The sequence below is a fragment of the Streptomyces sp. NPDC090021 genome (assembly GCF_044748225.1).
Taxonomy (GTDB): Bacteria; Actinomycetota; Actinomycetes; order Streptomycetales; family Streptomycetaceae; genus Streptomyces.
In genome coordinates this window covers 110,718-131,392 of sequence record NZ_JBIVFO010000002.1, presented here as the reverse complement: position 1 = coordinate 131,392, position 20,675 = coordinate 110,718, and the positions used below count along the sequence as shown (strand labels likewise).

Here is a 20,675-nt window from a genome sequence, read left to right as displayed (position 1 = left end):
TCCGTGAAGGAGCCCCTGTGACCGACATCCCCGCCCGCCTCAACACGGGCAGTCACGACCGGCCCGTGTCACCGGAGTTGTCCCGGTTCATGGCGGGCGACTGGGCCGCCTCCCTGCTGCCCGCCTCCGCACGGGTCGCGGCCCACGACGTCACCCCGGCGCGCCGGGCACGGCTCTCGGCCCGCTTCCCGGGCGAGCGGCTGATCGTTGCGGCCGGCGAGCTGAAGGTCCGCTCCAACGACTGCGACCACCGGTTCCGCCCGCACAGCGCGTACGCCTGGCTGACCGGCCTCACCGGCGAGGACCAGGCGGGCCATGTCCTGGTCATGGAGCCGTCGGGCCCGCACGCGCACGAGGCCGTGCTGTACCTGCGCCCCCGCTCGCCGCGGGCGGACGGGGACGGGGAGTTCTACCGGGACCGCCGCTACGGGGAGTTCTGGGTGGGCCGCCGCCCGGACCTGGCGGAGGCGGAGCGCCTCACCGGCATCCGCTGCGACCACCTGGACGCCCTCGGCTCCCCCGCGGGGCGCGACGCCGCCGCCGACCCGGAACTCGCCTCGGCCCTCTCCGAGCTGCGCCTGGTGAAGGACGCCTGGGAGGTCGAGCAGCTCCAGCTGGCCGTCGACCACACGACCGCGGGCTTCGAGGACGTCGTACGGGCCCTGCCGCGCGCGCTGGCACACCCGCGCGGGGAGCGCTGGATCGAGGGCGTCTTCGGCCTGCGCGCCCGGGCCGAGGGCAACGGCACCGGCTACGAGACGATCGCCGCGTCGGGCGCCCACGCCTGCACCCTGCACTGGATCCGCAACGACGGCCGGCTCGACCGCGACGAACTGCTCCTCCTGGACGCGGGCGTGGAGACGGACACCCTCTACACCGCGGACATCACCCGCACCCTCCCGCTGTCGGGCCGCTTCTCACCCGTCCAGCGCCAGGTGTACGAACTGGTCCTCGCCGCCCAGGAGGCGGGCATCGCGGCCCTGCGCCCCGGAGCGAGCTTCGGGGACTTCCACCGCGCCGGCATGCGGGTGATCGCGGAGGGCCTGGCCGAGTGGGGCGTCCTGAAGGACGCGGAGGGCGACCTGCACCGCAGGTACACGCTGTGCAGCAGCGGGCACATGCTGGGGCTCGACGTGCACGACTGCGCGAAGGCGCGGGCGGAGACCTACCTGGACGGGGTCCTGGAGGAGGGCCAGGTCCTGACGGTGGAGCCCGGCCTCTACCTCCAGCCCGACGACGAGACCCTCCCGGCCGAACTGCGGGGCATCGGCGTCCGCATCGAGGACGACCTGGTGATCACGGCGGACGGCGCCCGCCTGATGTCGGGCGCGCTGCCGCGCACGGTCGCGGGCATCGAGGACTGGATGGGCCGCCTCCTGGAGTCCGGCCGCGACTGAACCGGTGGGGTGTACTCGCGGTACACCCCATCAGTACGTCTGCGCGCCACGGAGGGCGGCGTGCCGCCGGGGTCCTGGACCCCGGAGTTCACCGGGGTACGCCCGGCCCTCACGGGCCGCGGGACCGGCCGCGCCCTGCTCGACCACGTCCTGTCGGCCGTCCCCGCCGGGGCGGGGGTCCACCTGACGACGGCGGACCCGTCGAACGTCGGGCTCTACCGGCACTTCGGCTTCACCACGCTGAACGAGACCCGGCTGGGCCCCCTGACGGTCACCGCAATGGCCCGCAACCCGGCCCCCCGCGGCGAGCCACCCGAACGGGCATCGGCGGTGACGCCTTGACCGTGGCGCCCCTCCTGCAGGGCACAGGACGGGGATCGGCTTGCCACGGAGGGCCGGTCACCGGACCCGCTCGGGCAAGCGAGTCCACACCGGCCCCCACCGCCCCGCGTCTCGTACGGGTCGCCTACGGGAGGACCGCCACCCCGTCCAGTTCCACCAGGGCCCGGTCGTCCCAGAGGCGGACCACGCCGATGACGGCCATCGCCGGGTAGTCGCGGCCCGCCGCCCGCCGCCAGATCCGGCCCAGTTCGGCCGCATGCGTCCGGTACGCGGCCACATCGACCGCGTAGACGGTCACCCGGGCCAGGTCCGCCGGCGCGCCGCCCGCCGCGGCCAGGGCCGACAGGAGGTTCGCCAGGGCCGTCTCGAACTGCTCCGGCAGGGTCTCCCCCACCACCTTGCCCGCGCCGTCCAGCGCGGTCTGTCCCGCCAGGAACACCATCCGCGAGCCCGTGGCCACCACCGCGTGCGAGAAGCCCGTAGCCGGGGACAGCTCCGCCGGGTTGATCCGGTCAAGGCTCATCGGCCCGCCACCTCCCCGCCCGGGCCCGGCGCCGACGCCCGGCCCGGCACCGCGCCCAGCGCCCCGTACAGCTCCTTCGCGATGATCGTGCGCTGCACCTCGCTCGCCCCTTCGTAGATCCGCGGCGCCCGCACCTCCCGGTAGAGGTGTTCCAGTAGGTGCCCGCGCCGCAGTGCGACCGCTCCGTGCAGCTGGACGGCGTGGTCCACCACGTACTGCGCGGTCTCCGTCGCCAGCAGCTTCGCCATCGCCGCCCGGCGCGGCACGTCCGCCTCGCCCCGGTCGTACGCGCCCGCCGCCGCGTACACCAGCAGCCGGGCGGCCTCCGTGCGGGTGGCCATCTCGGCCACCCGGTGCGCCACCGCCTGGAGGTCGCTCAGCGTGCCGCCGAACGCGGACCGCCCGGCGGTGTGGGCGAGCGTCGCGTCCAGTGCGGCCCGGGCCATGCCCACCGCGAACGCGCCGACGCTGGGCCGGAAGAGGTTCAGGGTGTCCATGGCGACGCGGAAGCCCCGCCCGGGCTCGCCCAGCAGGTCCTGACGGCCGACCGGCACCCCGTCGAAGCGGAGCGACCCGATGGGGTGCGGGGAGAGCATGTCCAGCGGCTCGCCGGTCAGCCCGGCGCGGTCCGCGGGGACCAGGAACGCCGACACCCCCTTCGCCCCCGGCCCTTCACCCGTCCGGGCGAACACGGTGTAGAAATCCGCCTCGGGCGCGTTGGAGATCCAGCACTTCTCCCCGCTGAGCCGCCAGCCGCCCGCCGGATCGGGCTCCGCGGCCAGTGCCAGCGCCGCCGCGTCCGAGCCCGCCCCCGGCTCGCTCAGCGCGAAGGCGGCCACCGCCCGCCCGGCCCGCACCTGCGGCAGCCACCGCTCCCGCTGCGCCTCGTCGCCCGCCCGCAGGACCGGGTACGCCCCCAGCCCCTGCAGGGCCAGCGCGGTCTCGGCCTCCGTGCACCCGTAGGCGAGGGACTCCCGCAGCAGGCACAGTTCCAGCGCGCCCGAGGCGAACACCCGCCCGAGCAGGCCCAGCTCCCCCAGGGCCGCCAGCAGCGGCCGGTTGACCCTGCCCGGTTCCCCCTTCTCCGCCAGCGGCCTCAGCCGCTGCGCCGCCAGTGCGCGCAACCGCCCGCACCACTCCTCCTGGTCCACTCCGAGCGCGAATCCGGTCATCCGAACATCCCCGCATCTATCGCGTCCTGTTGACTGCCGTCACCATCACGATACGCTCCAAGGAGTACCTCCCGGCGGTCGCCGGGAGAAACGACCGCACGGCCGGCCCCACCCCACTCCGGACCGCTGCAAGGGGGGCGAACCCGCCTTGGACCTCAAGCCTTCCGCTCACGTCGACACCTTCGCCCGCGACCACCTGCCACCCGCGGACGCCTGGCCGGAACTGCTCTTCGAGCTGCCCGAACTGGCCTATCCGGACCGGCTGAACTGCGGTGCCGAGCTGCTCGACGCCACCATCGCCCGGTTCGGCCCCGACGGCGCCGGCCGCCCGGCCTTCCGCGACGGCTCCGGCACGGTGTGGACGTACGGCGGGCTGCGCGACCGCGTGGACCGCCTCGCCCATGTGCTCACCACCGACCTCGGTGTCGTCCCCGGCAACCGGGTGCTCCTGCGCGGCCCCACCGGCCCCTGGCTCGCCGCCTGCTGGCTCGCCGTCATGAAGGCGGGCGCGGTGGCCGTCACCGTGCTGCCCCAGCAACGCGCCCAGGAACTGGCGACCGTGTGCGCGATGGCCCGCGTGCGGCACGCCCTGTGCCACGCGGACGTACTGGACGACCTGGTGAAGGCCGAGGTGCCGGGGCTGCGGATCACCCCCTACGGCGGCGGCACCCCCGACGACCTGCTCCGGCTGGCGCAGAGACACACCGGGCGGCCCTTCACGGCCGTCCCGACCTCCGCCGACGACGTCGCCCTGATCGCCTTCACCTCCGGGACCACCGGGCGGCCCAAGGGCTGCATGCACTTCCACCGCGACCTGCTCGCCGTCGCCGACACCTTCTCCCGCCACGTGCTGCGGCCCCGGCCCGACGACGTCTTCGCGGGCAGTCCGCCGCTCGGCTTCACCTTCGGCCTGGGCGGGCTCGTCGTCTTCCCGCTGCGCGCCGGCGCGTCCGCGCTGCTGCTGGAGGACGCGGTGCCCCGTCGGCTGCTGCCCGCCCTCGCGCAGCACCGGGTGACGGTGCTCTTCACCGCGCCGACCGCCTACCGGACGATGCTGGACGCCCTCGGCCCGTACGACGTGGGCATGTACGACCTGTCCTCGCTGCGCCGCTGCGTCTCGGCCGGGGAGAACCTGCCGGCCGCCACCTGGCGGGCCTGGTACGAACGCACCGGCCTGCGCATCGTCAACGGCATCGGGGCGACCGAGCTGCTGCACATCTTCATCTCCGCCGCCGACGAGGACATCCGGCCCGGTACCACCGGTCGGGTGGTACCGGGCTGGCAGGCCCGTGTCGTCGACCGGGCCGGCCGGGCGGTCGCCGACGGCGAACCGGGGCTGCTGGCCGTGCGCGGCCCCGTGGGCTGCCGCTACCTCGCCGATCCCCGCCAGGCGGAGTACGTGCGGGACGGCTGGAACCTGACCGGCGACACCTACGTACGCGACGGTGAGGGCTACTTCCGTTACGTCGCCCGCGCCGACGACATGATCGTCTCGGCGGGCTACAACATCGCGGGCCCGGAGGTGGAGGAGGCCCTGCTGCGCCACCCGGACGTGATGGAGGCCGCCGTGGTCGGCCGCCCCGACGAGCGGCGCGGGCAGATCGTCGTGGCGTACACCGTCCCCCGGGAGGGGGTGGTGCTTACGGAGGACGCCCTGCGCGCCTTCATGCGGGCGGAACTGGCCCCGCACAAGTGTCCGCGGTCGTTCGTCTTCCTCCCGGCGCTCCCGCGGACCGCCACGGGCAAGCTCCAGCGATTCCGGCTCCGCGATCAAGGAGCGGGACCCGGCCGGTCCGACGGCCTAGAGTGAAGCCGTGGTCGAGCAGCACACCCCGCGATCCCTGATCGTCACGTTCTACGGAGCCTACGGGCGGGCCTTCGAGGGCCCGGTCCCGGTGTCCGCGCTGGTCCGCCTGCTGGGCGCGGCCGGCGTCGACCCGCCGTCGGTCCGCTCGTCGGTGTCCCGGCTGAAGCGGCGCGGCTTCCTGCTGCCGGCGCGCGCGGCGGACGGCTCGGCGGCGTACGAGCTCTCCGGCGAGGCCCGCCGGCTCCTGGACGACGGCGACCGCCGCATCTACGGCAGCCCGGAGCCGTCGGACGCATGGCTGGTGGCGGTGTTCTCCGTGCCGGAGCAGGAGCGGCACAACCGGCACCTGCTGCGCTCGCGGCTGGCCGGGCTCGGCTTCGGATCGGTGGCGCCGGGCGTGTGGATCGCCCCGGCCCGGCTGGCCGAGGAGACGGCCCACACGCTGGAGCGGCTGCACCTGACGCCGTACGTGGAGCTGTTCCGGGGCGACCACCTCGGCTTCGCCCCGACCGCCGAGGCGGTATCCCGGTGGTGGGACCTGGCCGCACTGGCCAAGCAGCACGAGGAGTTCCTCGACGTGCACGAGCCGGCCCTGCGGGCGCTCCAGTCGGGCCCCCGGCCCACGCCGGAGGAGGCCTACCGCGGCTACCTCCTGGCGCTGGACAGCTGGCGCCGCCTGCCGTACGCCGACCCGGGCCTGCCGCGCGAACTGCTCCCGGCGGACTGGCCGGGCGACCGCGCGGCGGCCGTCTTCACCGAACTCCACGCCCGCCTGCGGGACATCGGCGCGGAGTTCGTGAACCTGTAGCCCGTCCCCTGCGGGGATGCTCGGCGGGTGTTCGGCGTCTCCCGACCGGGGCGCTGCGCGGGCTCGGCGGTGGGAGCGGGGGGTTCGGCCGGGCGGTGGTGTGCGGGGCGGGGCGGCGCCCCAGCGGAGTGTCTCCTCGGCTCGGCGCGTGCTCTTTGTCCCGGGCCGGGCGGCCTTGGTTGCGCCTCGTCCTGCGGGGACACTCCGCCGTGTCCCCGCCCCTGCGGTGGTGCCGCCGCGGCCCGGTCCCGCTGCACGTGGCCGATCCGACGGGCAACGGTGTCCGCCTCCGCCCGGGTCATGTGCCGTTGGAGGACCGAGCGGGGGTCAGCCCCGGCCCGTGGGGGGTTTGCGGCTGCCGGCCCGGTAGGGGGTCGGCCAGGGGGCGGCCGGGCCTTCGTAGGACTGGTCGGCGGCCGCGTGCAGGGTCCAGTGGGGGTCGTAGAGGTGGGGGCGGCCGAGGGCGCACAGGTCCGCCCGGCCGGCCAGCAGCAGGGAGTTGACGTCGTCCCAGGAGGAGATGGCCCCGACGGCGATGACGGGGACGCCGAGCGCGTTGCGGATCCGGTCGGCGTACGGGGTCTGGTACGAGCGCCCGTACTCGGGGGCCTCGTCCGCGACGACCTGGCCGGTGGAGACGTCGATGGCGTCCGCGCCGCGGGCGGCGAACGCGGCGGCGATCTCCACCGCCTCCTCGGGCGTGGTGCCGCCGGGCGCCCAGTCGGTGGCCGACAGTCGCACGGTCATGGGGCGCTCCGCGGGCCAGACGTCGCGGACGGCGTCGAAGACCTCCAGCGGGAAGCGCAGGCGGTTCTCCAGGGAGCCGCCGTAGGCGTCGGTGCGGTGGTTGGTCAGCGGCGAGAGGAAGCCGGAGAGCAGGTAGCCGTGGGCGCAGTGCAGTTCGAGCAGGTCGAAGCCGCAGTCGGCGGCGCGGACGGCGGCCGCCGCGAAGTCGGAGCGCAGTGCGGTGAGGTCCGCCGGGTCCAGGGCGCGCGGGAGGGCGGAGACGCCCTCCCGGTAGGGCAGGGCGGAGGCGGCCACCAGGGGCCAGTTGCCTTCGGGGAGGGGGTCGTCCATGCCCTCCCACATCAGCCGGGTCGAGCCCTTGCGGCCGGAGTGGCCGAGCTGGACGCCGAGTGCGGCGCCGGGCGCCGAGGTGTGGACGAAATCGGTGATCCGCCGCCAGGCTTCGGCCTGTTCCCGGGTGTAGAGGCCGGTGCAGCCGGGGGTGATGCGGCCTTCGGGGCTGACGCAGACCATCTCCGTCATGACCAGTCCGGCGCCGCCCAGCGCCCGCGCGCCGAGGTGGACGAGGTGGAAGTCGCCGGGCATGCCGTCCTGGGCCGAGTACATGTCCATGGGTGAGACGACGACCCGGTTGCGCAGGGTGAGGCCGCGCAGGGTGAGCGGGGTGAACATCGGCGGGGTGGCGTCGTCGGGGCAGCCGAAGTCGCGTTCCACGGCCCGGGTGAAGCGTTCGTCGCGCAGCCGCAGGTTGTCGTGGGTGACGCGGCGGCTGCGGGTGAGGAGGTTGAAGGCGAACTGCCGGGCGGGCTGGTCCACGTATCCGGCGAGTTCCTCGAACCAGCGGCGGCTGGCGGCCGCGGCCCGCTGGGTGCTGGCGACCGCCGGGCGGCGGGCCGTCTCGTACGCGGCGAGGGCGGCCGGTACGTCCCCTTCGGACGCGTCCAGGGCCTCGGCGAGGGCGAGGGCGTCCTCGACCGCCAGTTTGGTGCCGGATCCGATGGAGAAGTGGGCGGTGTGCGCGGCGTCGCCGACGAGTGCCACGTTGCCGTGCGACCAGTGCTCGTTGACGACGGTGCGGAACTGCGTCCAGGCGGAGCGGTTGCCGTGCAGGGGCCGTCCGCGCAGGGCCTCGCTGAAGATCTTGGCGCAGCGGGCCGCCGACTCGTCCTCGTCGCAGAGGTCGAGGCCGGCCGCCCGCCAGACCTCCTCGCGCATCTCGACGATGACGGTGGAGGCGTCCGCGGCGTAGGGGTAGGCGTGCAGTTGCATGACGCCGTGCTCGGTCTCGGCGATCTCGAAGCGGAAGGCTTCGAAGGCGAAGTCGGCGGCGAGCCAGATGTAGCGGCAGCGGCCGGGGGTGAGGGTGGGCCGGTAGTGGGCGGCGTCGGCCTCGCGGATCGCGCTGTGCACGCCGTCGGCCGCGACCACCAGGTCGTGGGAGGCCCGCAGTTCGGTGAGGTCCGGGGCCTCGGTGCGGAAGCGGAGCCGGACGCCGAGGCAGGCGCAGCGCTCGTGCAGGATCTCCAGGAGCCGGCGCCGTCCGATGGCGGCGAAGCCGTGGCCGCCGGAGGTGAGCAGTCGTCCGCGGTGCACGATGTCGACGTCGTCCCAGCGCACGAACTCGGCGCCGAGGGCGGCGTGGACGACGGTGTCGGCCCGTTCGATGCCGCCGAGGGTCTCGTCGGAGAGCACGACGCCGAAGCCGAAGGTGTCGTCGGGGGCGTTGCGTTCCCACACCTCCACGGTGTGGCCCCGGCGGGCCAGCAGCGCGGCGGCGTACAGTCCTCCCGGTCCGCCGCCGACGACGGCGACCCGCAATGCGCTGCCGAGCGGCATGGCGTTACCTGCCCTTCCACTCCGGCGGCCGCCTCCCGGTGAAGGCCGCGTGGAACTCCGCGTAGTCCTGGCCGTTCATGAGCAGGGCCTGGGTGGCCGCGTCGAGCTCGACCGACGCGGCCAGTGGCATGTCGAGTTCTGCGGTGAGCAGCGCCTTGGTCTGGGCGTGGGCGAGGGAGGGGCCGGCGGCGAGGCGGGCGGCGAGTTCGGCGGCCCGTACGTGGGCCTTGCCCTCCTCGGTGAGTTCGCTGAGCAGGCCGATCCGCTCGGCCTCGGGGGCGTGGACGGGCTCGCCGAGCATCAGCAGGCGGGTGGCGTGGCCGAGGCCGACGACGCGGGGCAGCAGGTAGGCGGCGCCCATGTCGCCGCCGGAGAGGCCGACGCGGGTGAAGAGGAAGGCGAAGCGTGCGGTGGGGTCGGCGATCCGGAAGTCGGCGGCGAGCGCGAGGACGGCGCCTGCTCCGGCGGCCACCCCGTGCACGGCGGCGATCACGGGGAAGGGGCATTCGCGGATCGCGCGGACCACCTGGCCGGTCATCCGGTTGAAGTCGAGGAGCTGGGCGGTGTCCATGGCGAGGGTGGCGCCGATGATCTCGTCGACGTCTCCGCCGGAGCAGAAGCCGCGGCCCTCGCCACCCAGGACGAGGGCGCGCACGGAACGCTCGCGGGACAGTTCGGCGAGCAGATCGCGCAGGTCGGCGTAGGCGCCGAAGGTGAGCGCGTTGATCTTCTCGGGGCGGTCGAAGGTGACGGTGGCGACGCCGTCCTGCCGGGTGACCCGGAGGTGGTGCCACCGTTCGGTCGCTGGTGTGGAACCGGTGAAGGGGCTCACACCACCGACGTTATCACCAGATCGTGACTACCGTCAGAGAAACGCTACACACCGGGTCCGGGAGGCCCGTTTCCGGGCCGGCGCGGTCACGCGTCGGCCCGGAAGACGGCGGCCCGGCGTATGACTATGCGTCACCCGGGCCGGGCCGGCCGAGCGTGGCGACGAGTACGGCCTTGATGGTGTGCAGCCGGTTCTCGGCCTCGTCGAAGACGATGGAGTGCTCCGACTCGAACACCTCGTCCGTCACCTCCAGCGAGTCGAGCCCGTGCCGCTCGTGGATCTCCCGGGCCACCTTGGTGCCCAGGTCATGGAAGGCCGGCAGGCAGTGCATGAACTTCACGTCCGGGTTCCCGGTGGCCCGCAGCACGTCCATGGTGACGGCGTACGGGGCCAGGGCCGCGATCCGCTCGTCCCAGACCTCCTTGGGCTCCCCCATGGACACCCAGACGTCGGTCACGACGAAGTCGGCCTGGGCGACGCCCTCGGCGACCTCCTCGGTGAGGGTGATCCGCGCGCCGCTGTCCGCCGCGAGCCTGCGCGCCTCGGCCACCACGTGCTCGGCGGGCCAGTACTCCTTGGGCGCGACGATCCGTACGTCCATACCCAGCAGGGCACCGGTCACGAGGTACGAGTTGCCCATGTTGAAGCGGGCGTCACCGAGGTAGGCGAAGGCGATGCGGTCCAGCGACTTGGTGCTGTGCTCGGTCATCGTGAGGACGTCGGCGAGCATCTGGGTGGGGTGCCAGTCGTCGGTCAGACCGTTGAAGACGGGGACCCCGGAGTGCGCGGCGAGCTCCTCGACGGCCTCCTGACTGTCGCCCCGGTACTCGATCCCGTCGAACATGCGGCCCAGCACCCGCGCGGTGTCGCGGACCGACTCCTTGTGCCCCATCTGGGAGCCGGCCGGGTCGAGGTAGACGGTGTGGGCACCCTGGTCGGCGGCGGCGACCTCGAAGGCGCAGCGGGTGCGCGTCGAGGTCTTCTCGAAGATCAGCGCGATGTTCCTGCCCCGGAGCAGGCGCTGCTCGACCCCGGCCCTCCTGGCCGCCTTCAGGTCGGCGGCGAGTTCGATCAGGCCGCGGAACTCGGCGGCCGTGAAGTCCAGCTCCTTGAGAAAACTGCGGCCTTTGAGGTCGGGGGCCATGGGGTCGCTCCAGCGTCACGGTGACAGGGGATGTTGGAAGTCTATACGACGCACCGTATTGATATACAGAGCCGGTGGTGTGACCTCTCCCGCCCCGCCGCGGACCTGCCTGCTCAGACGGCGTCGCGCTGCACCGGACAGCTCATGCAGCGCGGTCCGCCCCGGCCCCGCCCCAGCTCGCTGCCCGGGATCTCGATCACCTCGATGCCCTGCTTGCGCAGGTGCGTGTTGGTGGTCACGTTCCGTTCGTAGGCGACGACCACGCCCGGCTCGACGGCGAGCACGTTGCAGCCGTCGTCCCACTGCTCGCGCTGCGCCGAGTGCACGTCCTGGGTCGCGGTCAGCACCCGGATCGAGTCGAGGGAGAGCGCCGCCGCGATGGCCCGGTGCATGTGCTCCGCCGGGTGGTCGGTCACCTTCAGCTCGTTGCCCCCGTCCCCCGGCTCGATCGTGTAGGAGGGGAGCATGCCGAGTCCCGCGTACTGAGTGAACGTATCTCCGTCGACCATCGTCATCACCGTGTCCAGGTGCATGAAGGCCCGGTGCTTCGGCATGTCGAGGGCCACGATGGAGGTCGCGGAACCCGCGGCGAACAGGCCCCGCGCCAGCATCTCCACCGCCTGCGGAGTGGTCCGCTCGCTCATCCCGATCAGCACGGCGCCGTTGCCGATGACGAGGACGTCACCGCCCTCGATCGTCGAGGGGTAGTCCGCCTGACCCTGTGACCAGTAGTGGAAGGCCCCGGAGGCGGTAAAGAGCGGGTGGTGCCGGTAGATCGCCTCGAAGTGGACGGTCTCACGCTGCCGGGCGGGCCAGCGCATCGCGTTGATGGACACCCCGTCGTAGATCCATGCGGACGTGTCGCGGGTGAAGAGGTGGTTGGGCAGCGGCCCCAGCAGGAAGTCGTCGAGGTCCAGGGCGTGGAAGCGTACGGACACGGGCTCGGCGTGCCGCTCCAGGAACTCCCGCTTGGTCATGCCGCCGACCAGCGCCTGTGCCAGCGCCGCCGGGGTCAGCCCGTCGAAGACGGCCCGCAGGTGGTCGGTGGCGAGCGGCCCGTACTCCTTCTCGTCGAAGACCCGGTCCAGGACGAGGCGCCGGGCCTCCGGGACGTCCAGCACCTCGCACAGCAGGTCCCCGAAGAGATGGACCTCCACGCCCCGGTCCCGCAGCACGTCCGCGAAGCCGTCGTGTTCCTGACGCGCCCTGCGCACCCACAGCACGTCGTCGAAGAGGAGTGCGTCCTTGTTGCTCGGTGTGAGCCGCTTCAGCTCCAGGTCGGGCCGGTGGAGGATGACGCGGCGCAGCCGCCCGGTCTCGGAGTCGACGTGGAATCCCATGCCGTACACGTTCGCAGACCGGGCGGCTTTTTGAGGTGGCCTCGGCTCAGCGGGGCAGGCCGACACCGAGGAGCGCCTCCGGCGCACCCGTGATCTCCGGTGCGAGGAGCCCCAGCTTGGGGGTGGTCAGGTTCGGCAGACCGGAGTTGGACCCGTCCGGCATCGTGAGCGGGGAACCGAGGACCGCGCCCGGGGTACGGGTGTGGACGGTGGTGGCGGGCGACTCCAGGGAGCCCTCGCCGTCCGTCTCCGGGCGGCCCAGCAGGTTCGGCAGCGGGGAGGTGACCAGGGTGTCGCCGAGCTCGGTGGCGATCGGGACCGCCGGGAGCAGCGGCGTGGGAAGCATGTCCCCCTTGTGCATCCGGGGGGCCTCGGGCGCTCCGACGACCGGCAGCGGCACCGCGGTGGCGATCCGCGGCACGGCGAGACCCGTCGTGGTCTCCACACCTTCGAGGGGGACGCCCACCGGCACCCCGTCGGCCGCGGCCGACGGGGTGGCCACGCCGGCCGCTGCCATACAGGTCAAGAGCGCCGCAATGCTTCCGCGCGCGGTCATCTTCATAGGTGACGTTCCGTCCTTCCAGGGTCACGGTCGTTCCGCTGCCCTGGATGAACGATCCCGCCCGGGGTTTCCCCGGCGTTCTCCGTGAAAGTTCCCCCATACGACCTAATTCAGGGCCGTACGGGGGCGCCGCCTTTACGGCGCGGCCGTGGCCGTGGGGTCACGGCTGCGGGGCGGGGCCACGGCCGTGGGGGCCACGGCCGCGGCCGTCACAGCCGCGGGTCGACCGGCTCCGACTCCAGCGCGAGGACCGCGAAGACCGGCTCGTGGACCCGCCACAGCGGCTCCTCGGCCACCAGCCGGTCCAGCGCCTCCAGGCCCAGCGCGTACTCCCGCAGGGCGAGCGAGCGCTTGTGCCCGAGGAACCGCTCGCGCAGCCGCTCCAGCTGGTCCGGACGGGTGTACTCCGGGCCGTAGACGATCCGCAGGTACTCCCGTCCGCGCACCTTGAGCCCGGGCTGGACCAGCCGGCCCTTGCCGTCGCGGGCGTAGGCCCGGAGCGGCTTGACGACCATGCCCTCGCCGCCGGCGGCCGTCAGCTCCAGCCACCAGTCGGTGGCGGCCCGCACGGACTCCTCGTCCCCGGTGTCCACCAGGATCCGGGCGGTGCGGCGCAGCAGTCCGGTACCACCCGGGGTGCCCGGACCGTCGGCCTCGACCAGCCGGTCCAGCCACGCCAGCTGCTCGTCGTGGGGTACGGCGGCCAGCGACCGTCCGGCCGCGGCCAGCAGCTGGAACGGCGCGAACCGTACGCCGTCCAGTCCGTCGGTGGTCCAGCAGTAGCGGCGGTAGGCCTCGGTGAAGGCCGTCGCGTCCGCGGCCCGGGCACGCTGGCGTTCCAGCAGGGCACCGGTGTCGACGCCGCGGCCGACCGCCGCCTCCAGGGCGGCGACGGCGCCGGGGAAGACGGTCCGCGAGGCGGCGCCCACCGCGGCGTACTGGCTGCGCAGGAGGCCGCCCGACTTCAGCGACCAGGGCAGGAGCTCCCCGTCGAGCAGCAGCCAGTCCGTGCCCAGCTCCTCCCACAGCCCGGCGCCGGTGACCGCGGCGCGCAGCCGCGCCAGGACCTCCTCGGTGACCTCGGGGTCGTGGAAGAAGGGCCGTCCGGTGCGCGTGTACACCGATCCGGTCGGGCCGTCCACGCCGAACCGCGCGCGGGCGGCGTCGGCGTCCCTGCAGAGCAGGACGGTGGCGCGGGAGCCCATGTGCTTCTCCTCGCACACCACCCGGTCGACGCCGTCGTGGCGGTACTGGGCGAAGGCCTCGGCCGGGTGCTCCAGGTAGCCGTCCTCGCGGGAGGTCGCGGTCGGCGCCATGGTCGGCGGCAGGTACGGGACCAGCCGCGGGTCCACGGCGAAGCGGCTCATGACCTCCAGGGCGGCGGCCGCGTTCTCCTCGCGGACGGCCACGTTGCCCAGGTGGCGGGTCTCCACGACCCGGCGCCCGTGGACGTCGGCCAGGTCCAGCGGGCGTCCGTCGTGCCCGCCCGGCACCTCGGTGACGAGCGGCTTGACCGGCTCGTACCAGACCTTCTCGGCCGGTACGTCGACCAGTTCGCGCTCGGGCCAGCGCAGGGCGGTCATCCGGCCGCCGAAGACGGCGCCGGTGTCGAGGCAGATGGTGTTGTTGATCCAGGCGGTGTTCGGGACCGGGGTGTGGCCGTAGACGACGGCGGCCTTGCCGCGGTAGTCCTCGGCCCACGGGTAGCGCACGGGCAGGCCGAACTCGTCGGTCTCCCCGGTGGTCTCCCCGTACAGGGCGTGCGAGCGGACCCGGCCGGAGGTGCGGCCGTGGTACTTCTCCGGCAGCCCGGCGTGGCAGACCACCAGCTTGCCGCCGTCGAGGACGTAGTGGCTGACGAGGCCGCGGATGAACTCCCGTACCTCCTCGACGAACTCCGGCGGCTCGTGGGAGAGCTGCTCGATCGTCTCGGCGAGGCCGTGCGTCTGCTGGACCTTGGAGCCCTTGAGGTAGCGGCCGAGCTTGTTCTCGTGGTTCCCGGGCACACACAGGGCGTTGCCTGACGTGACCATGCCCATGACGCGACGCAGGACGCCCGGGCTGTCGGGGCCGCGGTCGACGAGGTCGCCGACGAAGACGGCCGTGCGGCCCTCGGGGTGGACGCCGTCCTCGTAGCCGAGCCTGGCGAGCAGGGTCTCCAGCTCGGAGGAACAGCCGTGGACGTCACCGACGATGTCGAAGGGTCCGGTGAGGTGGGCGAGGTCGTTGAAGCGCTTCTCCAGGACGACCTCGGCGGCTTCGGCCTCCTCTACGGTGCGCAGCACGTGCACCTTGCGGAAGCCCTCGCGCTCCAGGCCGCGCAGGGAGCGGCGCAGGTCGCGGCGGTGCCGCTGGATGACCGCGCGGGGCAGGCCGGCCCGGTCGGGGCGGGCCGCGTTGCGCTCGACGCAGACCTGTTCGGGCATGTCCAGGACGATGGCGATGGGCAGGACGTCGTGCTCGCGGGCGAGCGCGACCAGCTGCCGGCGGGCGTCGGCCTGGACGCTGGTCGCGTCGACGACGGTCAGGCGGCCGGCAGCGAGGCGCTTGCCGGCGATGTAGTGCAGGACGTCGAAGGCGTCGCGGCTCGCGCTCTGGTCGTTCTCGTCGTCGCGGACCAGACCCCGGCAGTAGTCGGAGGAGATGACCTCGGTGGGCTTGAAGTGCTTGCGGGCGAAGGTGGACTTGCCCGATCCGGTGGCCCCGATCAGGACGACGAGGGACAGGTCGGTGACGGGAAGTGTGCGCTTGTTCTCGGTGGTGGTCATGCTGCCTCGCCCTCCTTCGGGGAGTCGGTGGTGGCGTCGGTGGTCGCGTCGGTGGAGCCCGGCGGGGTGCCGGGCGGGGTGCCGGGGCGGGCGTCGTCCTGGGTGAAGACGGCCATCTGGGTGGGCGGCCCGACCTCGGGGTCGTCGTCGCCGACGGGGACGTACGCGACCGTGTAGCCGAAGCGTGCGGCGACCTGGCCGGCCCAGTCTCGGAACTCCTCGCGGGTCCACTCGAAGCGGTGGTCGCCGTGCCGGACGTGTCCGGCCGGCAGGGTCTCCCAGCGGACGTTGTACTCGACGTTCGGGGTGGTGACGAGGACCGTGCGGGGGCGGGCCGAGCCGAACACCGCGTACTCCAGCGCGGGCAGCCGCTCCAGGTCCAGGTGCTCGATGACCTCGCTCAGCACGGCCGCGTCGTAGCCGGCCAGCCGCTTGTCGGTGTAGGCGAGCGAACCCTGCAGCAGCGAGACGCGCGAGCGCTGCCGCTCGCCCATCCGCTCCAGCCGCAGCCGCCGGGCGGCGATGGTCAGGGCCCGCACGGAGACGTCCATGCCGACGATCTCGGTGTACGCGGGGTCCCCCAGCAGCGCCTGCACCAACTGGCCCTGTCCGCAGCCGAGGTCCAGCACGCGCTGGGCGCCGGCGGCGCGCAGGGCGGCGAGTATCGCCTCGCGCCGTCGCGCGGCGAGCGGTACGGGGCGCTCCTGCGTGTCGCGCGTCTCGTCGACGGCGTTGTCGAGTTCCTCGACCTCGCTGCCCTCGGACTCGGCGAGGCGGACCAGTTCCAGCCGCTCGACGGCGTCCTGGGTCAGCCGCTTGTGACGGGCCAGGTAGCGGGAGCTGATCAGCGCGCTCTCGGGGTGCGCGGCGAGCCAGCCCTCCCCGGCTCGCAGCAGCTTGTCGACCTCGTCGGGGGCGATCCAGTAGTGCTTGGCGTCGTCGAGGACGGGCAGGAGCACATAGAGCTGCCGCAGGGCGTCGGCGAGGCGCAACTCGCCCTCCAGTACGAGGCGTACGTACCGGGAGTCCCCCCACTCGGGGAACTGTTCGTCGAGCGGTACGGGCTCGGCCCGTACGAGGTCCCAGCCGAGCGGGTCGAACAGCCGGTGCACCATCGCGGCGCCGCCGCGTGCGGGGAGCACGGGGATCTCGACGCGCAGCGGGCGCGGCCGGTCCGGGAGTTCCGGGCGCAGGACGCAACTCCCTCTCAGGGCGGTGCGGAACACCGCGCTGAGCGCGACGGCGAGCAGCGAGGAGGCGGCGTAGGGACGGTCGTTGACGTACTGGGCGAGGGCGGCGTCGGGCGCTCCGCCCCGGCCCTTGCCCTTCCCGCGGCGGACGAGCGCGACGGGGTCGACCTCCAGCAGCAGGGCCGCCGTGCACCGCTCGGCCGTGGCCTCGGGGTAGAACACATGGGCGGTGCCGTGGGACTGGTTCTCCACGCGCACCCGGTCCGGGTGCTTGTGCAGGAGAAATCCCAGGTCAGTCGCCGGATTCTCGGCGGTCCCGGTGGTGGTGATCGTAAGGAACATGCGGTTCAGCATGACGGCCGGTTCGTCCTCGGGCCAACGGATTTCGAGCGAAGACAAGTACGATCTTCAACCTTCTGGGTAGGCTCCGCGCTCCGCACCGTGTTCAGCCTCCAGGAGCGCCATGTACCCGCCACCGCACGCCTACACCCCAGCACCCCTGCCCAGGCCATCGCGGCGCTGGTGGCAGCATCCCGCTCTGGTCATCACGGCGCTCGTCCTGCTGCCGCCCGTGGGGATCGCGCTCGCCTGGACGAGCCAGTGGGAGCGGACGCAGAAGATACTCGCCACCGTGCTGTCCGGTGTCTGGTTCCTGATACCGCTGCTGTCGGACCCACCGGAGAAGGCCGGGACCGAGGACAAGCCCCGGGCCGCTGCGGCGGTCTCCGTCTCCCCCACCCCGAGCAGCAGTCCGACGCCGGCACCGGCCCCCACACCGAGCGCCGCACCGCAGATGCCCTCCGCCGTCGGATGGCCCTACGCGCAGGCGGAGCAGGCGGTGGAGGATCTGATCGGCAGCGAGCTCAAGGCGATGAGCGCCTACGCCGACGTCACCCTCCCCGCCGATCACGGGAGTTGGCTGGTCTGCTTCCAGGACGTCGCGGCCGGCAGCGGACTCGTGCCACAGAGCGCCGCTCCGGTCGTGCACCTGGTGGCGCCGGGCACGGACTGCCCCGCGGCGCCCGGCACGAACCTGCGCCCGGAGCCGGTCGCCCCGGCGCCCGCCCCGACGACCGCCCCGACGACCGCTCCGGCACCCGACGACGGGACGGGCGGCAGCGGCGGCGGGAACGTCTCGTACAAGAACTGCGCTGCCGTCAGGGCGGCGGGCGCGGCTCCCATCCGCCGCGGCGAGCCCGGCTACGGCCGCCACCTCGACCGCGACGGCGACGGCGTCGGCTGCGAAAGCTGAGGGGGCGCCGTCACCTGCCCGAGCTGTCGTGCTCCCGGGCCAGTTCCGCGATCCGTTCGGGGCCGATGCGGCAGCAGCCGCCGACGAGCCGGGCTCCGGTGCGGCGCCAGGCGTCCGTGGGCCAGGGCGGCATGGACCCGGGTGTCCGCCAGGTGCCGGTGGCCGGCTCCCAGACGGAGCCGTCGTTGGGGTAGGCCAGCAGTGGCTTGGCGGTGGCGGAGGCCGCCGCTTCCAGCGCCGGGAGGACGTCCGCGGGGTCGCAGCAGTTGACCCCGACCGCGATGACCTGGGGGGCCTGCGCGGCGAGCGCGAAGGCCCCGGGCAGCGGGTGCCCGGACCGGGTGCGGCCGTCGGCCGCGGTGTAGCTCAGCCAGGCCGGGGCGTCCGTCTCGGCGAGGACAGTGAGCACGGCCTCGGCCTCGTCCGGATCGGGGAGGGTTTCCACGGCCAGTACGTCGGGGCCCGCGGCGAGCAGGGCCTCGATGCGGGGGCGGTGGAACGCGGCGAGCTCGCGCACGCTCAGGCCGTACCGGCCGCGGTACTCGGAACCGTCCGCCAGCACCGCCCCGTACGGGCCGACCGAGGCGGCCACCCACACCTCGTGGTCGGCGGCGTCGGCCGCCCGGGCGGCGAGTGCGACGCTGCGGTGCAGCAGGGCGGTGGTCGCGTCGCGGTCGCGGCCGTGGGCGGCGAAGGCCTCGTAGCCGACCTGGTAGGAGGCGGTGATCAGCACCTCGGCGCCGGCCCGCGCGTACGCCGTGTGGGCGGCCTCGACCTGGACCGGCCGCTCGTCGAGCACGCGGCCGGTCCAGAGGCCTCCGGTCAGGTCGCAGCCCTGGGCGGCGAGCTGGTTGCTGAGTCCGCCGTCCAGGACGACGGTCCGGTGGGCCAGGGCTTCGGCGAGCGGGCCGGTCGCGCGGGGCATCGCTTTTTTCCCTCCGTCAGCGGAGCTGGGAGAGCACCTGGGCGGAGATCAGCTCCAGGTGGTCCAGGTCGTCGAGGTCGAGCAGTTGGAGGTAGATGCGGGAGGAGCCGACGGCACCGTAGGCGCCGATCTTCTCCACGACCTCGGCCGGGGAGCCTGCGAGGCCGTTGGCCCTGAGCTCGTCGGGGTCCCGGCCGATGGCGGCGGCCCGGCGGGCGACCTCGGCGTCGTCCTTGCCCACGCACACCACCAGGGCGTTGGAGTAGACGAGGTCGTCGGGCCGTCGGCCGGCCTGTTCGGCGGCCTCCCGGACCCGGCCGAACTGCCGCTCGCTGTCGGTGATCGACGCGAACGGCATGTTGAACTCGTCCGCGTACCGCGCGGCGAGCCGCGGCGTCCGCTTGGCCCCGTGACCGCCGACGAGGACCGGGACCCTGGTCTGGACGGGCTTGGGGAGCGCGGGCGAGTTCTCCACGCGGTAGTGGTGGCCCGCGAAGTCGAAGGTGGCGCCGGGCGCGGTGGCCCACAGGCCGGTGAGGATGGCCAGTTGTTCCTCCAGCCGGGACATCCGGTCCGCGGGGAAGGGGATCCCGTAGGCCTTGTGCTCGTCCTCGAACCAGCCCGCGCCCAGGCCCAGCTCGATGCGGCCGCCGGACATCTGGTCGACCTGGGCCACCTGGATGGCGAGGACTCCGGGCAGCCGGAAGGTGCCGGCCGTCATCAGGGTGCCCAGGCGGATCCGCCTGGTTTCGCGGGCCAGGCCCGCGAGGGTGATCCAGGCGTCGGTGGGGCCGGGAAGACCGTCGGCGGCCCCCATGCTCAAGTAGTGGTCGGAGCGGAAGAACGCATCGAAGCCGAGGTCCTCGGTGGCCCTGGCGACGGCAAGGAGGGTGTCGTAGCTCGCCCCCTGCTGGGGCTCGGTGAAAATGCGAAGATCCATGCCCTCCATCCTGCCCCGCCCGCCCCGCCCGCCCCGCCAGGGTGAATCCTGGTCAACCGGACGTGTCGGGGTCCGGGGCCGCCAGTGACCGGTCCGGTCGGGGATCGTTGGGGCGGGCGGAGCCGGACCGCCCGGCCCGCGCGCCGGCGGCTTCGCGCCGGTGCGTCCACCGCCCCCTTCCCCCGCGGGAACGGGCCAGGGCCGAGGAGGCCGCCATGTCCCACGAGGCCGTGCCGGAGACCCCCCGACAGACCGACCGGACCGGACAGGCAGCGCCGGGGGCGCAGCAGGACCGTGCGGTGCCCGCCCCGGGAGGCGGGGCACCGAAGGGTCTGCTGCAGCAGATGGAGGAGCTGATGGCGGCGCTGAACGCCGACCTCTCGCAGCTCGACGCCGATCTCCAGTCCTCCGCGGACCGCACCGCCGGGAGCGAGCTCCCGGCCCACCGGTCCGCCTGACCGCGCGGGTCCCGTCGCGCACGGCGGGACCCGGCCCGTGCCGCTCCCCGCGCCGCCCGTACCGGGCCGTGCCCGGGGCTCAGGCCACGCCCGAGGCGGACCCCCGCTCACGCACCGTCATGCGGCGCAGGAGCGCCCGTACCCGGTCGCTCGACTCGTCAGCCGCGTCGATCGACTCTATGCACTGCCAGTACAGGGTCTCGTCGTCCGTGCCGCAGGCCACCCCGACCAGGGCTATCCCCACGTCGCCCAGGAGTGCCTGGAGTCCGAGCAGCGCCTGCCGGAGATCCGCCACCCCGCTCAGCTGTGCGGCTCGCGGCGGGTACTCGGGCGCGCTGCCCTCGCCGCGCAGGGCCGCCCGGTCCAGTACCCCGCATCCTCTGCCTCCCGCTTCCCCCAGTCCCCGTGCCTCCGATCTCAGCTCCGGCGGCCCGGTGACCGCCAGCCAGCTCCCGATCCCCTGCGCGAGTGCCTGGGCCTGCCAGGCCTCGCCCACGATGCCCCACGCAGCCCCGCTCTGTGCCAGCGCGTGCCGGCCGGCCGCGATGAGCCGTACCGCATCCATATGCCGTCCCCCGTCCGCACGACATCCCGCCATCCTCACCACTACCCAGAGTGAGGGCAATGAGCCA

The 20,675-nt window shown here is 73.7% G+C and carries 18 protein-coding genes; 6 read left to right on the top strand and 12 right to left on the bottom strand.

The window, feature by feature from the left end; all coding sequences use genetic code 11:
* Positions 1 to 17 precede the first annotated feature (17 nt).
* A complete protein-coding gene (locus tag ACIPXC_RS01755; protein WP_401612270.1) occupies positions 18 to 1,397 on the top strand; it encodes an aminopeptidase P family protein in 1,380 nt (459 codons plus the stop codon).
* A gap of 60 nt (positions 1,398 to 1,457) precedes the next feature.
* Positions 1,458 to 1,739, top strand: coding sequence for a GNAT family N-acetyltransferase (locus ACIPXC_RS01750; protein ID WP_401612267.1), 282 nt, complete (start codon positions 1,458 to 1,460; stop codon positions 1,737 to 1,739).
* A 124-nt stretch (positions 1,740 to 1,863) separates the two neighbouring features.
* Here ACIPXC_RS01750 and ACIPXC_RS01745 read toward each other — a convergent pair whose 3' ends face one another.
* Together ACIPXC_RS01745 and ACIPXC_RS01740 are read right to left on the bottom strand one after the other, a co-directional pair.
* On the bottom strand, positions 1,864 to 2,262 hold the full coding sequence (locus tag ACIPXC_RS01745) for a RidA family protein (RefSeq protein ID WP_401612264.1): 399 nt from the start codon (positions 2,260 to 2,262) through the stop codon (positions 1,864 to 1,866).
* Entirely contained in the window at positions 2,259 to 3,434 is a 1,176-nt protein-coding gene (locus ACIPXC_RS01740; RefSeq protein ID WP_401612261.1) for an acyl-CoA dehydrogenase family protein, read from the bottom strand. Before ACIPXC_RS01740 ends, ACIPXC_RS01745 begins: the two co-directional genes overlap by 4 nt.
* A gap of 148 nt (positions 3,435 to 3,582) precedes the next feature.
* On the opposite strand from ACIPXC_RS01740, the gene ACIPXC_RS01735 reads away from it, so the two are divergent.
* Positions 3,583 to 5,244, top strand: a complete 1,662-nt coding sequence (locus ACIPXC_RS01735; RefSeq protein WP_401612258.1) for an AMP-binding protein — start codon at positions 3,583 to 3,585, stop codon at positions 5,242 to 5,244.
* Between the two features lie 4 nt (positions 5,245 to 5,248).
* Positions 5,249 to 6,049 carry a PaaX family transcriptional regulator C-terminal domain-containing protein gene (locus ACIPXC_RS01730; protein ID WP_401612255.1) on the top strand — a complete coding sequence of 267 codons (801 nt, stop codon included), beginning with the start codon at positions 5,249 to 5,251 and terminating at the stop codon, positions 6,047 to 6,049.
* 327 nt (positions 6,050 to 6,376) lie between these two features.
* Here the strand turns inward: ACIPXC_RS01730 and ACIPXC_RS01725 are convergent, their stop codons facing one another.
* The 7 genes from ACIPXC_RS01725 to ACIPXC_RS01695 form a co-directional block, all read right to left on the bottom strand.
* Complete coding sequence (locus tag ACIPXC_RS01725) at positions 6,377 to 8,632, bottom strand: bifunctional salicylyl-CoA 5-hydroxylase/oxidoreductase (protein WP_401612253.1); 2,256 nt, start codon at positions 8,630 to 8,632, stop codon at positions 6,377 to 6,379.
* Positions 8,633 to 8,636: 4 nt separating this feature from the next.
* Positions 8,637 to 9,464: an enoyl-CoA hydratase family protein gene (locus tag ACIPXC_RS01720; protein WP_381756106.1), complete on the bottom strand. Its 828-nt coding sequence runs from the start codon at positions 9,462 to 9,464 to the stop codon at positions 8,637 to 8,639.
* 124 nt (positions 9,465 to 9,588) lie between these two features.
* Complete coding sequence (gene argF, locus ACIPXC_RS01715; RefSeq protein ID WP_401612250.1) at positions 9,589 to 10,608, bottom strand: ornithine carbamoyltransferase; 1,020 nt, start codon at positions 10,606 to 10,608, stop codon at positions 9,589 to 9,591.
* A gap of 113 nt (positions 10,609 to 10,721) precedes the next feature.
* Positions 10,722 to 11,948 carry an arginine deiminase gene (locus ACIPXC_RS01710; protein ID WP_401612247.1) on the bottom strand — a complete coding sequence of 409 codons (1,227 nt, stop codon included), beginning with the start codon at positions 11,946 to 11,948 and terminating at the stop codon, positions 10,722 to 10,724.
* Between the two features lie 46 nt (positions 11,949 to 11,994).
* Complete coding sequence (locus ACIPXC_RS01705) at positions 11,995 to 12,465, bottom strand: hypothetical protein (protein WP_401612244.1); 471 nt, start codon at positions 12,463 to 12,465, stop codon at positions 11,995 to 11,997.
* A gap of 254 nt (positions 12,466 to 12,719) precedes the next feature.
* The gene (locus tag ACIPXC_RS01700; protein WP_401612241.1) at positions 12,720 to 15,278 is read right to left on the bottom strand and encodes a polynucleotide kinase-phosphatase; all 2,559 of its coding nucleotides are present in this window, start codon (positions 15,276 to 15,278) and stop codon (positions 12,720 to 12,722) included.
* Positions 15,275 to 16,810: a 3' terminal RNA ribose 2'-O-methyltransferase Hen1 gene (locus ACIPXC_RS01695; RefSeq protein WP_401612578.1), complete on the bottom strand. Its 1,536-nt coding sequence runs from the start codon at positions 16,808 to 16,810 to the stop codon at positions 15,275 to 15,277. The genes ACIPXC_RS01700 and ACIPXC_RS01695 overlap by 4 nt, the downstream gene beginning before the upstream one ends.
* A gap of 121 nt (positions 16,811 to 16,931) precedes the next feature.
* On the opposite strand from ACIPXC_RS01695, the gene ACIPXC_RS01690 reads away from it, so the two are divergent.
* Entirely contained in the window at positions 16,932 to 17,720 is a 789-nt protein-coding gene (locus tag ACIPXC_RS01690) for an excalibur calcium-binding domain-containing protein (RefSeq protein WP_401612239.1), read from the top strand.
* A 10-nt stretch (positions 17,721 to 17,730) separates the two neighbouring features.
* Here ACIPXC_RS01690 and mmuM read toward each other — a convergent pair whose 3' ends face one another.
* Together mmuM and ACIPXC_RS01680 are read right to left on the bottom strand one after the other, a co-directional pair.
* Entirely contained in the window at positions 17,731 to 18,645 is a 915-nt protein-coding gene (gene mmuM, locus ACIPXC_RS01685) for a homocysteine S-methyltransferase (RefSeq protein WP_401612236.1), read from the bottom strand.
* Between the two features lie 16 nt (positions 18,646 to 18,661).
* Positions 18,662 to 19,585: an LLM class F420-dependent oxidoreductase gene (locus ACIPXC_RS01680; RefSeq protein ID WP_401612233.1), complete on the bottom strand. Its 924-nt coding sequence runs from the start codon at positions 19,583 to 19,585 to the stop codon at positions 18,662 to 18,664.
* A gap of 215 nt (positions 19,586 to 19,800) precedes the next feature.
* On the opposite strand from ACIPXC_RS01680, the gene ACIPXC_RS01675 reads away from it, so the two are divergent.
* The gene (locus tag ACIPXC_RS01675) at positions 19,801 to 20,043 is read left to right on the top strand and encodes a hypothetical protein (protein ID WP_401612230.1); all 243 of its coding nucleotides are present in this window, start codon (positions 19,801 to 19,803) and stop codon (positions 20,041 to 20,043) included.
* A gap of 79 nt (positions 20,044 to 20,122) precedes the next feature.
* On the opposite strand, the gene ACIPXC_RS01670 is transcribed toward ACIPXC_RS01675, so the two are convergent.
* Positions 20,123 to 20,608, bottom strand: coding sequence for a DUF6099 family protein (locus ACIPXC_RS01670; RefSeq protein ID WP_401612227.1), 486 nt, complete (start codon positions 20,606 to 20,608; stop codon positions 20,123 to 20,125).
* Between the last annotated feature and the right edge of the window lie 67 nt (positions 20,609 to 20,675).

Bases quoted from the DNA above. Each gene is read 5' to 3' on its own strand.
- ACIPXC_RS01745 (WP_401612264.1), bottom strand. From the start codon at position 2,262: ATGAGCCTTGACCGGATCAACCCGGCGGAGCTGTCCCCGGCTACGGGC.
- ACIPXC_RS01740 (WP_401612261.1), bottom strand. From the start codon at position 3,434: ATGACCGGATTCGCGCTCGGAGTGGACCAGGAGGAGTGGTGCGGGCGG.
- ACIPXC_RS01725 (WP_401612253.1), bottom strand. From the start codon at position 8,632: ATGCCGCTCGGCAGCGCATTGCGGGTCGCCGTCGTCGGCGGCGGACCG.
- argF (WP_401612250.1), bottom strand. From the start codon at position 10,608: ATGGCCCCCGACCTCAAAGGCCGCAGTTTTCTCAAGGAGCTGGACTTC.
- ACIPXC_RS01710 (WP_401612247.1), bottom strand. From the start codon at position 11,948: ATGGGATTCCACGTCGACTCCGAGACCGGGCGGCTGCGCCGCGTCATC.
- ACIPXC_RS01705 (WP_401612244.1), bottom strand. From the start codon at position 12,465: ATGGCAGCGGCCGGCGTGGCCACCCCGTCGGCCGCGGCCGACGGGGTG.
- ACIPXC_RS01700 (WP_401612241.1), bottom strand. From the start codon at position 15,278: ATGACCACCACCGAGAACAAGCGCACACTTCCCGTCACCGACCTGTCC.
- ACIPXC_RS01695 (WP_401612578.1), bottom strand. From the start codon at position 16,810: ATGTTCCTTACGATCACCACCACCGGGACCGCCGAGAATCCGGCGACT.
- ACIPXC_RS01690 (WP_401612239.1), top strand. From the start codon at position 16,932: ATGTACCCGCCACCGCACGCCTACACCCCAGCACCCCTGCCCAGGCCA.
- mmuM (WP_401612236.1), bottom strand. From the start codon at position 18,645: ATGCCCCGCGCGACCGGCCCGCTCGCCGAAGCCCTGGCCCACCGGACC.
- ACIPXC_RS01680 (WP_401612233.1), bottom strand. From the start codon at position 19,585: ATGGATCTTCGCATTTTCACCGAGCCCCAGCAGGGGGCGAGCTACGAC.
- ACIPXC_RS01675 (WP_401612230.1), top strand. From the start codon at position 19,801: ATGTCCCACGAGGCCGTGCCGGAGACCCCCCGACAGACCGACCGGACC.
- ACIPXC_RS01670 (WP_401612227.1), bottom strand. From the start codon at position 20,608: ATGGATGCGGTACGGCTCATCGCGGCCGGCCGGCACGCGCTGGCACAG.